The sequence below is a fragment of the Acinetobacter sp. AR2-3 genome (assembly GCF_001878775.1).
GTDB lineage: Bacteria > Pseudomonadota > Gammaproteobacteria > Pseudomonadales > Moraxellaceae > Acinetobacter > Acinetobacter lwoffii_D.
In genome coordinates this window covers 19,789-33,095 of the sequence record NZ_MJIQ01000085.1, presented here as the reverse complement: position 1 = coordinate 33,095, position 13,307 = coordinate 19,789, and the positions used below count along the sequence as shown (strand labels likewise).

The following is a 13,307-nucleotide window of genomic DNA, read 5'->3' as shown; positions in this document are numbered from 1 at the left end:
TGAAATGTCAACAGACCCTAATAACCTATAAAACTCAAAAAGCACACCAATAGTAGTGTGCTTACTAAATAAATTTCAACGATTAACTCATATACTTTGGTTCTTCATCCACAACTTCAGCCTGCCACTCATTGACCTGCTGTTCCAGCAAACCATAGAGTGCTGCCTGAATCATCTGTTGCGCAATCACGGGCGTCTGCTCTCCAAGTAGAGCTTTCACCTCATCATTAAATTGAATCATGACCAAAGGCTGTTTATGTGAGCCTGCATTGCGTAGAGCCAACGCGCCACCTTCAAGTTGAACGAGTTCTAAAATCGCGTCTTGATTACCAAATAAATCTTTCAACTGTTCTATAGACATATATCCTCCATGTTCAACATGGTGGCAAAGCGCCGGGTGCACTTTGCATCATTAGAGTAATTGATATAGGGTTAAAAATTGCAATTTCAAGTACAGCCGATCCGATTAAAATTCAATCATCTCATTACGAAAACCATCAATTAATTGCGTCAGGTCACGATGCCACTCCCTCAATATAGCAGTATCAGGTAACCATGCTTGTGGAGACTGTGTGACTTTAATGATGAGATTTGAGGAGGTTTCGTCTTCAGGTTCTGGGGTACTTGGTTCGGGCGCATACTGGCACAGACGGTAAGCACGTTTCAGTTCAGCAATGAAACCGCTCTTGGACAAATGTTGCAGCACCGCCACTTCTGGCGAAATTTGGCCTTTGGCCGCCATCAGTTCTTCGATCGATTTTAGCGTCGGATGAGGATCATTCAGGCGATAGTAACGCACCAGTTCCTGTAAAAATGCTAACAAAGCACCATGCAAATGAAACACAGTTGCTTCACGTTGTGCCTGAGCCTGTTGTACATGTTCGGTTTGCTCTGCTTGCTGGCAGGATAGACGGGCGAAATACAGTTTTTGATTGGTACGGTCCGCATGATAGCGAGCAACACGGGTCATCGAGATTTCCTAAGGTTTAAAACAAATTTTGGCTTTTATAAAGTAAAAGGTTCGCCTGCATTTCGCAATCAAAAGATGTTCGGACTGAATCCATCCAGCACTGAAATTCAGAGCATTGAGCTGATTGAACAGCTACGGCAATGCTAAATTTCGACCATAAAAAAGGAGCCTATCAAGTGCTCCTTTTTTGAGTTTAAGCCTGAGGCTTATCTTCTGCGGCTTTCACGCGGATCCCATGTCCGTGCAGGCGTAAAGTGTTCAGGCCTTTAATGGCTTTGACTGCTTCACGGCCATGTGGCATTTCTACAAAAGCAAAACCTTTTGATTTGCCTGTTGATGCATCAAGCACCAAAGTACAGGTCTCCACTGTGCCATATTCCTGGAACAGTTTCAGCAATTCGGCTTCTGTGACCGTACGTTCTAAATTACGAACTAAAATTTTCATCTTACAACCTTAAGAAGATAGGCAAAAAATATCAAAAAGCACGCGCCTACTCTACTTTTTGCATGAAACAACTTTGCTATAGTTTAATCGAGATCAATCCCAAAATCTAAATTAATCGACTTGCGTTCAATCAGGGCACTTTTTACAGTTTGCTGCCGGGTCTTGTAATGGGTTTCCGTGGTGCATAAATGCCGGGTGAGATCATTCAGGAAATAGCTTTCGACTTTACGCCCCTGCTCATCGACCGTTTCCCGCGCCCAATGATTCAGGTTCTGTTTGGTCAGAATTAATTCATTTTTTGCCCGGGTCAACGCCACATACAGCACACGACGTTCTTCTTCGACATCATCAAAATCACCTTGAGCACGCGCATGCGGATAATTCCCCGGCGTCACATTGGCTACATAACAGACATTTTGCTCGGTGCCTTTGGCCGAGTGAATGGTGATTAAGGTCACCACATCATGATCCGACTGGCGCTCGATTTCCGAGATGGACACCGGATCCAGTACATATTCCTCTAAAAATTCACTCAGCTGTGAATGCTTGGACGCCAGCTGTTTGACCAGTTCAAAATCACTTTGGCGACGTGGCCAATCCTTTTTATAGTTTTCTGCCAATTGAGATTCAATCGCCTGAATCGCCAGACCGACACAAGCTTGCACTTCGCCTTTGAGCACACTCATCTGCTGCATGATCAGAATGGTTTCTAGCGGTATCTTGCCAAACTGTTCTAATTTCTTTGCAATCTGATCCATTTCCGGTTCAGCCAATAACTGCTGCGATAGCTTGCTGGCACCCACATCACCCACACCATTCCACAGGGTCAAGAAACGCATCCAGGCGATATCATCCAGCGGATTGGCGACTACGCGCAGCATGCTGAGCAAATCTTTGACATGCGCCGTTTCCAGCAGCTTCATGCCACCAATAAAGCGATACGGCACATTAGCCGCGATACAGGCTGCCTCAATATGCCGTGCGGCAAAACTGGAACGAACCAGCACCATATGCTCGCCCCATTTGCTGCCTTGCAGATAATGGCGCTCTTTAATATCAATCGCAATCCATTTGGCTTCATCAAACTCATTCGGGAAAATATGCATGCGCGGCTTTACACCTTCTCCGCGATAAGCTTCTAGACGTTTGTCATATTTGATTTCAGACTGATCGAGCAGCCAGTTAGACAGATCGAGAATTTCCTGGGTCGAGCGGTAGTTTTTTTCTAATTTGAAAATCTGCGCATCTGGCACACGTTCTTTGAAATGGTGAATATTTTCAAAGTCTGCACCACGAAAGCCATAAATCGACTGGGCATCATCACCGACACAAAACAGGCTGATCCGGTCTTTAAGTGGTTCGAGCAAAGCCCATTGTAATGGATTGGTATCCTGCATTTCATCGACCAGCATATGTCGACAGATTGAAGCGACATAGTCGACCAGACCTTCGGACTGTGCCAGCGCCGTAGCTACTACCGCCAGAATGTCATCATAATCCAGAAAGCTGCGTGCCTGCTTACGTGCTTCGTACTCTTTCATAATCTCGGCAATCTGGTCCTTTAAGGCCAGATATTCCGGCATCTGTTTTTCTAATGCCAGACTGAGTTTTTGCCGGGTATTCCTTGCAAAAGAATATAGATCACATAGTTCCTGAGGCTTAGGCAGATGGTTGGGATTTTTCTTGTCATCACGACCGCGAATCAGGCGGAACATCATCAGCTGATCATCACGATCAATAATCGAAAACTGTTCCAGACCAAAGGCTTTGGGAATACGGCGCAGCAGATACATACAGAAAGTATGAAAAGTCGAGGCTCGCAGTCCCTTGGCTTGTTCACCAAGTGCCAGTTCGACACGCGCCACAATTTCACTGGCAGCCCGGCGGGTAAAGGTTAGAATTTGAATCTGGTTGGCAGGCACGCCTTGTTCAATTAAGTAAGCTGCGCGTGCCACGATGGTCTTGGTTTTGCCACAACCTGCCCCCGCCAGCACCAAACTGTGTTTTGCTTCTGTGGTGGCTGCTTGTCTTTGCTGAGGGTTTAATTCATCAATCAGGGTGGCTAAACTCATTTTCACTCATCATTGCGTGGATGTATATAGTTTAACAGATCGCTTTCAGAATTATGGCTTTTCAGTTGCCCTGAAACTATCTCCAATTTTATTTTTTGATTTGATATTAGCTGACGACAGGGCGTACTGGATTGCAGCAGAGAGAAATACTTTCACTCTGTCAAAAGATTTTTGACTATCTCAGTGACAGCTTTCTCCAAGTTCATTTCTGCATTTTTTAATGCTTCTTCCAGACTATAATCTGGCGGATTAATACCAATAATCTGGCTAAATCCTGACTCAAAAAGACCCTCAATCCCTTCACCGAATAGACCCGCAAAAGCAGTCACCGGTTTATTGAAACGTTTGGCAACCTGTGCCACACCAAACGGTGTTTTGCCAAATTTGGTTTGAAAATCAATTTTACCTTCACCGGTAAATACATAATCTGCTTGCGCTATTTTTTCACCCAGTTGAACCTGTTCAATTATCAGTTCTACACCTGATCGAATGGAAGCAGCAGTGAATGCCATTAAACCAAAACCCAGTCCGCCGGCAGCGCCCGCACCTGCCACATGACGATGATCATGGCCAATCTGCCGAGCAACCACATCGGCAAAATGACCGAGGTTTTGATCTAACTGCTTGACCATTTCAGGGTTTGCACCTTTCTGTGGCCCAAATATATTTGAGGCACCATTTGGCCCACACAGCGGATTGTTGACATCTGATGCAATGATTATTTCAGTATCTGCTAAACGTGAATCAAGTTCGGATAAATCCATTGATTTGACCAGATCTAAGTTTCCACCACAGACCTGAATTGACTCACCCGCATGATTTAGAAACCGTACACCCAGTGCTTGCAGCATGCCCGCACCCGCATCATTGGTGACACTGCCACCGAGCCCAATGATGATTTTTTTCACACTCAAATCCAATGCCTGTTTGATCATTTCTCCTGTGCCATAAGTTGAAGTGAGCATCGGATTACGCTTTTCTGCTGCAAGCAAATGTATGCCATTGGCTTTGGCCATTTCAATCACGGCAGTCTGGCATGCATCAACCATCCCCCAATAGGTCTGGATACGTTGCTCAGATAATGGCCCGGTCACGTCACATGCAATACTTTGCCCCTTTAAACTTGAAATCAGTGCATCGACCGTGCCTTCACCACCATCAGCCATTGGCACATGAATAATGTGGGCATCCGGAATGACGTTCTGAATACCGCGTTGCATGACCTGAGAAGCCTGTGCAGCAGACATACTTTCTTTAAACGAGTCGGGAGCAAGCACAAAGGTGAGCGGCATGGTGTGATCTTTTATCCACAAATGAAGTCTAAATTGTGGATAAATCCAGCACTATCCACAAGTCTTTATTTCCAGCCCAGTTCAATTGCAGTTATCTCATTAATCAAAGTTTGATTTAAAGATTCTGGCATTTTACTGGTGGTTTGAGACACCGGGATATATCCTGCCATCAGCTCCGCTTTGGCCTGCGGAAATAAGGGTTGTTGATCTGGAAATGCATAACCCAGTGGATAAATCGGTTGGCCTGTGGCCAAATCATATTTATCTGAAGCACCAAAGGCATGCAGCAACTCATGAACCAAGACAATTTTATTCTGTTCAGTCTGTTGCTTGGATGCAAATAGATTTACCGAACCAATTCGGCCTTTTTGCAAGGCAGTTGAATGTTTCAATTGCTTGGTCTGCACAGGATCATAGTAATTTAAAAATAAAGTCACATTAGCTGAAGGGTCTGAACTCTGTCGCTGTTTCCAAGCATAGAACCGGAATTTTAAACTCCATAAAACTGTATCGATGAGCGAGTCTTGCTCAGGGACTTTGGGTGGTAGAACTTGAAGCTCACGGCCTAAATTAAAATAAAAATAAGTCGGCTGTCCACGATACTGCTGAGCTGCTTTTTCCAGATATTCCCGTGCTCCATTCAGGTCCTGAGCTGACAGTTGCTGGATATATTGCTGTGTGGTCGGTAATCCATCGGCATTAATCGGATGCAGCAACACAATAATCGGCTTTGACCAGTTCTGGTTTTGATCACGATAGGCATTGACCGCGACAATCAATAAGATGATTAATAAAATCAGAATCCGAATCTTTTTCCACATATCGATTACACACTCTGCTTTTTCATTTTTCTTAAATACATCTGACTCATTTCTATTTTTGTTTCAAATAAATTTAAAGTTTTTATTAATCCTGACAATTTGGCTCTACCATAGTTACGAGAGTCAAAATCAGGCTTTACTGCACTGATATACTGCCCGACCATCCCTAAATTCGCCCATCCATTATCATCGGCATTATCTTTTACAGCTTTATAAATTAAGTTAAGCGTAGCTCGATCCATCCCTTCAGGTAACTGAATTTCCTTTTGCGCAGATATAGTTTTTTGTCCATTAGTCTTGATAATCTCCGAAACTTTTTTATCTATTGATCCTGTTTCTTCACCATCCTCATTATTTTTAATTTCACTATCTACAAGTAAGTTTTCGATATAAATGAACTTGTCACAGGCTTTCTTAAATGCTTCAGGCGTAGCTTTTTTGCCAAAGCCATACACTGTTAGACCATTTTCACGAATACGTGAAGCTAAGGGCGTGAAATCGCTATCGCTGGATACGATACAAAATCCATCTAATGCACCTGCATAAAGTAAATCCATAGCATCAATGATCAGGATCATATCCGTCGCATCTTTACCCTTGGTATAAGCGAATTGTTGTACCGGAGTGATGGCATGAGGAAGGAGTACATCTCGCCATTTCTTTAAAGTTTCGCTGCTCCAGTCCCCATACACACGTTTGACACTTGCAATTCCATATTTCGCAACTTCCTCCAATACCGATGAAATCGCGTTGATAGAAGAATTATCCGCATCGATTAATACAGCGAACTTTTTTGTCTGAATATCCACATCCACCCCAAGATATTATTTTTAATTTTTTATATACATGATTCTGACATAAAAAATGCCGACTTTCGTCAGCATTTTTTTGAATCTTAGAGTTTAGGCTTCAACCCATTTTCCGTCCTGATAAACCAGAGACCATTTGGTTTGCTTGCCTTCTGCAGTTTCCGAACCAATATATTGTGACTGGTTCTTACGGCTAAATTTTACCAGAGTTGGATTCCCTTCCGGGTCCACATCAGGTGCCTGCAAGATAAACTGATACTTTGGATCAAGCTGGTCGGCAACAGAACGAATCTCGGCCACTTTCGGTGCACGGGTTTCACGCACTTTCGGGAACTTGCTTGCCGCCAGGAATAAACCGGCTGCACCGTCACGCAGTACAAAGAAATCGTCATGCTTGGCAGAACGTAAATGCTCCATCTTGATCGGATCCACACGTGGAGGCGCAGGCTGACCGCTCTTTAAGACTTTACGGGTATTGTCACAGCTGGTACAGGCAAAATACGGACCAAAACGACCCGTCTTCAGCTGCATTTCACCATCACACTTGTCGCATGGGATACTCGGGCCATCATAGCCTTTAATTTTGAACTCACCTTCTTCAAGTTCAAAACCACTACAGTCCGGGTTATTCCCACAGATATGCAGTTTACGGCCGCCATCAATCACATAGCTGTCCATGGCAGTTTCACAGATCGGACAACGCTTCTTCGACATCAGGTCAGCAGTTTCCGCAGCCTCATCATCAGATAATGCTGCCAGAGACTCCACTGGTGTCAGGTTCAAGGTTCCTTTACAACGCTCTTTCGGCGGTAGGTTATAGCCTGAACAACCCAAGAATACGCCTGTGGTTCCGGTACGAATCTGCATTGGACGGTCACATTCTTTACAGTGTACTGCATCCACTTCTACAGGCTGATTGCGGCGCATACCGTTCTCACCCTGCGCCGTAGTCAAACGTTGCTTAAAATCGCCATAGAAGCTGTCTAATAACTCTTTCCAGTTACGCTCACCATCTGCTACTTTATCCAGCTGACCTTCAAGATCTGCGGTAAAGGCATAGTTCATCAGATTACTAAAATTTTCATCCAGACGATCGGTAACGATCTCACCCATCTTCTCGGCATAGAGACGACGGTTATCCAGTTTCACATAACCACGATCCTGAATGGTCGAGATAATCGCAGCATAGGTCGATGGACGGCCAATGCCTTTTTTCTCGAGTTCTTTCACCAGTGAGGCTTCAGTAAAACGTGCCGGTGGCTTGGTGAAATGTTGAGATGGATCAAGTTTCTCAAGTTTAAGCACTTCACCGACTTTGACCGCAGGCAATAAAATATCGTCATCGGCTTTATTGGCACCACGCACGCGGGTAAAGCCATCAAAGACCAAGGTACGGCCTTTGGCTTTCAGTTCTACGCCATTGGCATCCACCAAAATGGTAGAAGACAGATATTCTGCCGGAGTCATCTGACAAGCAACAAACTGGCGCCAGATCAGGTCATACAGACGCTGTGCATCACGCTCAACACCCACCAGACTGTCGCCTTTTAAGCCAACCATAGATGGACGAATCGCCTCATGCGCTTCTTGCGCACCGGCTTTATTGCCATAACGGTTCGGCTTGGCAGGCAAATACTTCTCGCCAAACTCGGATTCGATATGACCACGCACCATATTCACCGCATCATCACTCAAGAAGGTCGAGTCGGTACGCATATAGGTAATGAAGCCGGCTTCATACAGACGCTGCGCCAGCATCATGGTTTTCTTCACAGAAAAACCGAGACGGGTACTGGCTGCCTGTTGTAGCGTTGACGTGATATACGGCGCACTTGGATTAACCTTGGTTGGCTTATCTTCACGTGCAGAAACCGTATAATCCGCATCTTTGATCAGGTTTAATAAGGCATCAGTTTCGGCTTTGTTGCGCAGCTTGAGCGTCTTGCCATTTTGCTTGACCGCTTCGAGACGAATATCATCTTTTTTCGATTTGGTATCGGCAAACACCTGCCAGTATTCTTCAGGAATGAAGGCACGAATTTCACGTTCACGCTCGACCACTAGCTTCACCGCAACCGACTGTACACGACCGGCTGACAGACCACGCGCAATCTTTTCCCAAAGCAATGGCGAAATCATAAAGCCCACGACACGATCCAGGAAACGGCGTGCCTGCTGCGCATTGACTTTATTGGTATCCAGACGTGACGGATGCTTAAAAGCATCCTGAATCGCATTTTTGGTAATTTCATTAAAGACCACACGCTGATAACGCGAATCATCACCGCCGATGACTTCTTTTAAATGCCAGGCAATCGCCTCTCCTTCCCTGTCCATATCCGTTGCCAGATAGACTTCATCGACTTGCGATGCCAGTTTTTTCAGTTCGGCAACCACATGTTCTTTGCCAGGAAGGACTTCGTATTTGGCTTTCCAGTCATGTTCCGGATCGACACCCATGCGGTTAATCAACGCATTCTGTGATTTTTCAGCTTTTTCTGCATCCGTCAGTTTGGTACGTGTCGCCGGTTTTTTCTCTGTCGATTTTGCAGATCCGCCTGTCGGCAAGTCACGCACATGACCCACCGATGATTTTACGATGTAGTTCGGACCAAGGTACTTATTGATTGTTTTCGCTTTTGCAGGCGACTCCACAATCACTAGGGCACGCTTGCTTCCAGCGTCGGGAGACTTCGCTGTGCTGCTTTTTGATGTGGACCGAGGAGCGTTCGCCATAATTAACCGTTAATCCTGTTTATTTCTAAATTAAAGTTCAGCCAAAGCGTGTAACAGTGCTTTGATGTCGTCGAGTTGGGTCGCTCTTAAATCAGCTTCTTCATCCCAGTACATGCCGACACAGTTGGCCTGCATATCAATAGCATAAATGCCTTTTAATGCAATGGGAAAATCTTTAAATTTCTCATCACCCTGCACGATTTCGAGTTTATTATCGACAACACGGGCGCGCATCAAGGGCAAACGCGCATCTGGCATCAGCACACTGTAGTACGCGACCATACTGGCACGACTTTCAGTCGCCTTCGGGATTTTGGTCCAGTCCGGTGCCACCACCAGACGTGGATGCAAACCCATTTTACGGGCTTTGTCACGCATCAGGCCCAAGGCTTTTTCTCGGGGGCTCACGCGCAACCCGAAAATCGACCCTATGACGAAAATGATGATGACCACCGTCACCCAGATTCCAGTGTTTTCCATAGTTCAACCTTTATGTTCTATTATTAGAGTTGCATAAGCACAATATAAAACGCAAGTTTGCACGATAAAATTAATTCAGGAACATTTCATGACTATATAAAATTTCGTGACCATTCCAGTAAATATAACCTTTCTCGATCAACTCCTTCAGCAGCAAGCGGATGTCCGATTTTGGAAATAACTGTTCCAGTAAATCACGCAGCTCATAAATGTCTTTGGGTTTATCGCCCTGCAATTCACGCAGTTTACGCGCCACTTCCAGTTGTACCGGATCGATCCGGCCAAAGTTCTTGAACAGGTCTTGCTGTGCCGACTGGATTGGTGACTTGAGTATTTCAGATTCAACTGGAGCTTCTTCTGCCTTCAGTTGGGAAATGACCTGATCCAGTTTTGGATTTTCAACCGGGCTTTGTTCATCCAGATTGAGTTGCAGCCATTGTTTCAAAACTTTTTTGCGGAAGCTGATTTGCTCATCATAGCGTTTGACGATTTTCAGGTTAATCAACATGCCGACCACATGCTGAGCTTTTACCGGCATCACTTGCAGAATATTCGCCACTGAGTTTTTTAGGGTTTCCACCGTATTCGGTTTGCCGCTCATTTTCCCTAACGCATCACAGTATTTTTTCACCAGTTGCAAGGCAGGTTTGTTCTTGATGGTATCCAGACTCGGAAGATGATTTTTAGGTTGATCGGTTGGAATGTTTGTCTCATCAGGCTGAATCTGAATCAGGTGACACGGAATATCAGAAGCTTGCAGCATCTGCTGCAACATCTCGCAGCTGTCCATCGCCGAGATCAATTCAACCTCGGTTTCCGGCTCCAGTAGCGCCATAAGCTGACCGACAATGACCGCATATTCATATTCTTTTTGTGGCGATTCAGGCGTGTCCAGTACCACCACCTGACCACTGCTAATCCAGCCGGCAAGCTCGGTTAAATCCTCTAAGGAGAATTCAAATTTTCCAGCACAGCTAAACAGATATAAAGTCGAATAATGCGCCACAATCTCACGCATTAACTTGGCTGTGGGGAAATTATTTTCGAGGTCGAGTAGAACAACTTTTGGGTGCATGGGACGCAATTCCGGAATGTACCTGAGAGCCGGTATTAGAGTAGGAAGTGAGTGAAAGGTCAAATAATTTTACGACTGAATGGGTGCAGGCCTGTTTCGGCAGAGGGCCAAACTGCATTTTATGAAATGCCTGCAAGAAATCTGTTTACGAGCGCGAATGTTTGTTTTCAGCAGAAAAACTCTTTTAAACTTGATGATCGCGCTGCGCTTTATTACTTTTATATGCGGATTTAATGCAATTTAAAAGCCAATTCAAAAAAATAATATTTCTCTTTTTAACATCTTATCGATTGGCTCATTTTTATTTTTCAATAAAAAACCCTTAGATCAGCTAAGGGTTGTTGTTGATTAAATCATTGGTTGCAAATTAATAATGCGGTGGGCGATCTGCAACCGGATCAAATTCTGCAATGCCTTCAGACAGATCTGAAGACTCAACACGTTGATATAACAGCGTCATTTGCTTTTTCAGATCAGCAATTTCCAAGGTCTGTTTGGCCACCTGATCATTCAACTGTTCAACTAAATCGTCTAAAAATGCAATTCGCACTTGCAAATCTTCAATGGGTGCGGAAAATGACGCCTGATCATTTAGATTTTGTTGTTTAGTCATTTAAAGTCCTCATTGGGGATTTCAGGAAACATTATGGCCTATATTACCCTTAGGGATGTCCAACTTGCGTTTGGTGGACCCGCCCTGCTCGACGGCGCGAATTTTAACTTGGAACGCGGCGAACGAGTGTGTTTGATTGGCCGTAATGGTGAGGGTAAGTCTACCTTACTTAAGCTGATTGAAGGAAGTTTACTGCCTGACAACGGCGAAGTTTCATTACAAAACGGCATTACTATTTCCATGCTGGCGCAAGATGTACCGATGGATTCAGGTAAAGTGGCTGATATCGTGGCAGATGGTGCCGGTGAAGCATCGGAAGTTTTGCGTGCTTATCATGCTGCCAGTGAAGCCTGTGTACTCGGTGACATGGACGCCTGTGATCGTATGGGCAACCTGCAACACAAAATGGATCAGCTGGATGGCTGGGCGCTGGAAACCAAAGTCAATTCGATTTTAAGCAAAATGGGCCTGGACCCGGATGCAGATCTTGCCGATTTATCTGGTGGTCGTAAGCGTCGTGTACTACTGGCACGTGCTTTACTTACCCAACCCGATGTGCTGTTACTGGACGAACCGACGAACCATTTAGACGTTGAAAGTATCGAATGGCTGGAAAAATTCCTGCTCGATCAAAACAATTTGACCCTGCTGTTCATTTCGCATGACCGTGCCTTTGTCGACAGCATTGCCACCCGTATTGTCGAGCTGGATCGTGGTCAACTACGTAGCTATGAAGGTAACTATTCACGTTATCTAGACCTGAAAGCCCAGCAGATGGAAGCTGAAGAAAAGCAAAATGCGCTCTTCGATAAAAAGCTGGCTGAAGAAGAAGTCTGGATCCGTCAAGGAATTAAAGCCCGTCGTACCCGTAACGAAGGCCGTGTCCGTGCCCTGAAAGCATTGCGTGAAGAATCTAGAGCACGTCGTTCGCAACAAGGTAAAGTGACAATGGCGACTCAGGATGCCAACCGTTCCGGCAAACTGGTGTTTGAAATCGAGAACCTGAGTGTGAAATTCGGTGACAATGCACCGATCATCAATAATTTCTCTGCACTTGTACTCCGTGGCGACCGTATCGGTCTGGTCGGTGATAACGGTGTCGGTAAAACTACACTCATTAAAGCCATTCTGGGCGAGCTAGAACATGGCGGTACGGTGAAGACCGGTACGCAGCTTGAAGTGGCCTATTTTGACCAGTTACGTAATGCGTTGGATCTGGAAAAATCAGTCAAAGATAACGTGTCAGAAGGTTCTGACCATGTGGATGTGAATGGTAACCGCCGTCATATTTATAGTTATCTGCAAGACTTCCTGTTCTCGCCGGAGCGTGCACGTACCCCAGTCAAAGCTTTGTCTGGTGGTGAGCGCAACCGTATCCTGTTGGCGAAACTGTTACTCAAGCCATCGAATCTGATTGTGATGGATGAGCCAACCAACGATCTGGACATGGTGACCTTAGAGTTACTGGAAGAAATGCTCGGTGGCTACAAAGGCACTCTGCTGTTGATCTCGCATGACCGTGCCTTTATGGACAACGTGGTGACATCAACTTGGGTCTTTGATGGTAAGGGCAATATCGACGAATATGTCGGCGGTTATCAGGATTATCTTGAACAGCGTCCGGATCAAACCGTGGTTGATCAAAAAAGTGCCGTGAAAAAAGCCATGGCCAAAGCAGAAGCCGAGACTGCGCCGGTCGCTGCCAAAAAAGTTAAACTCAGTTATAAAGACCAACGTGCACTCGAGCAACTTCCAGCTGAGATGGAAGCGCTAGAAAAAGAGCAGGTCGAGATCAATGCACAACTGGCTGATGGCTCTTTATTTGTGACTGATTCCGATAAAGCACTGAAACTGTCTAAACGCTTATCCGAAATTGATGAGCTGTTACTGGAAAAATTAGAGCGTTGGGAAGAACTGGACAACCTAAGTAACGGCTAAATATTCCCCGAGCTTTTACTAAAGCATCTGTATTCGTACAGATGCTTTTTTATTTC

The 13,307-nt window shown here is 45.1% G+C and carries 12 protein-coding genes; 1 reads left to right on the top strand and 11 read right to left on the bottom strand.

Annotated features, from left to right (window positions below; all coding sequences use genetic code 11):
- Nucleotides 1–82: 82 nt before the first annotated feature.
- The 11 genes from BFN00_RS14415 to BFN00_RS14360 all read right to left on the bottom strand — a co-directional run bounded on the left by BFN00_RS14415 (nt 83) and on the right by BFN00_RS14360 (nt 11,313).
- Nucleotides 83–361: a hypothetical protein gene (locus BFN00_RS14415; protein ID WP_004278462.1), complete on the bottom strand. Its 279-nt coding sequence runs from the start codon at nt 359–361 to the stop codon at nt 83–85.
- Between the two features lie 105 nt (nt 362–466).
- Nucleotides 467–970, bottom strand: coding sequence for a DUF6586 family protein (locus BFN00_RS14410; protein ID WP_004278463.1), 504 nt, complete (start codon nt 968–970; stop codon nt 467–469).
- Between the two features lie 193 nt (nt 971–1,163).
- On the bottom strand, nt 1,164–1,415 hold the full coding sequence (locus tag BFN00_RS14405) for an RNA recognition motif domain-containing protein (RefSeq protein ID WP_004647405.1): 252 nt from the start codon (nt 1,413–1,415) through the stop codon (nt 1,164–1,166).
- Nucleotides 1,416–1,498: 83 nt separating this feature from the next.
- Complete coding sequence (locus tag BFN00_RS14400; protein WP_071852224.1) at nt 1,499–3,487, bottom strand: ATP-dependent helicase; 1,989 nt, start codon at nt 3,485–3,487, stop codon at nt 1,499–1,501.
- 152 nt (nt 3,488–3,639) lie between these two features.
- Nucleotides 3,640–4,779, bottom strand: coding sequence for a glycerate kinase family protein (locus BFN00_RS14395; protein ID WP_071852223.1), 1,140 nt, complete (start codon nt 4,777–4,779; stop codon nt 3,640–3,642).
- A 65-nt stretch (nt 4,780–4,844) separates the two neighbouring features.
- Nucleotides 4,845–5,600, bottom strand: coding sequence for a hypothetical protein (locus BFN00_RS14390; RefSeq protein WP_071852222.1), 756 nt, complete (start codon nt 5,598–5,600; stop codon nt 4,845–4,847).
- Nucleotides 5,601–5,605: 5 nt separating this feature from the next.
- Nucleotides 5,606–6,409, bottom strand: a complete 804-nt coding sequence (locus tag BFN00_RS14385; RefSeq protein ID WP_034439084.1) for an NYN domain-containing protein — start codon at nt 6,407–6,409, stop codon at nt 5,606–5,608.
- A gap of 93 nt (nt 6,410–6,502) precedes the next feature.
- Nucleotides 6,503–9,145 (bottom strand): type I DNA topoisomerase, encoded by a 2,643-nt coding sequence (gene topA / locus BFN00_RS14380; protein WP_004278474.1) that lies wholly within the window; start codon nt 9,143–9,145, stop codon nt 6,503–6,505.
- A 30-nt stretch (nt 9,146–9,175) separates the two neighbouring features.
- Entirely contained in the window at nt 9,176–9,625 is a 450-nt protein-coding gene (locus BFN00_RS14375; RefSeq protein ID WP_004647398.1) for a hypothetical protein, read from the bottom strand.
- Nucleotides 9,626–9,695: 70 nt separating this feature from the next.
- Nucleotides 9,696–10,700 carry a hypothetical protein gene (locus BFN00_RS14370; protein WP_005261740.1) on the bottom strand — a complete coding sequence of 335 codons (1,005 nt, stop codon included), beginning with the start codon at nt 10,698–10,700 and terminating at the stop codon, nt 9,696–9,698.
- Nucleotides 10,701–11,067: 367 nt separating this feature from the next.
- A complete protein-coding gene (locus BFN00_RS14360; RefSeq protein WP_004278477.1) occupies nt 11,068–11,313 on the bottom strand; it encodes a SlyX family protein in 246 nt (81 codons plus the stop codon).
- Between the two features lie 33 nt (nt 11,314–11,346).
- On the opposite strand from BFN00_RS14360, the gene BFN00_RS14355 reads away from it, so the two are divergent.
- A complete protein-coding gene (locus tag BFN00_RS14355; RefSeq protein ID WP_071852221.1) occupies nt 11,347–13,251 on the top strand; it encodes an ATP-binding cassette domain-containing protein in 1,905 nt (634 codons plus the stop codon).
- Nucleotides 13,252–13,307 lie beyond the last annotated feature (56 nt).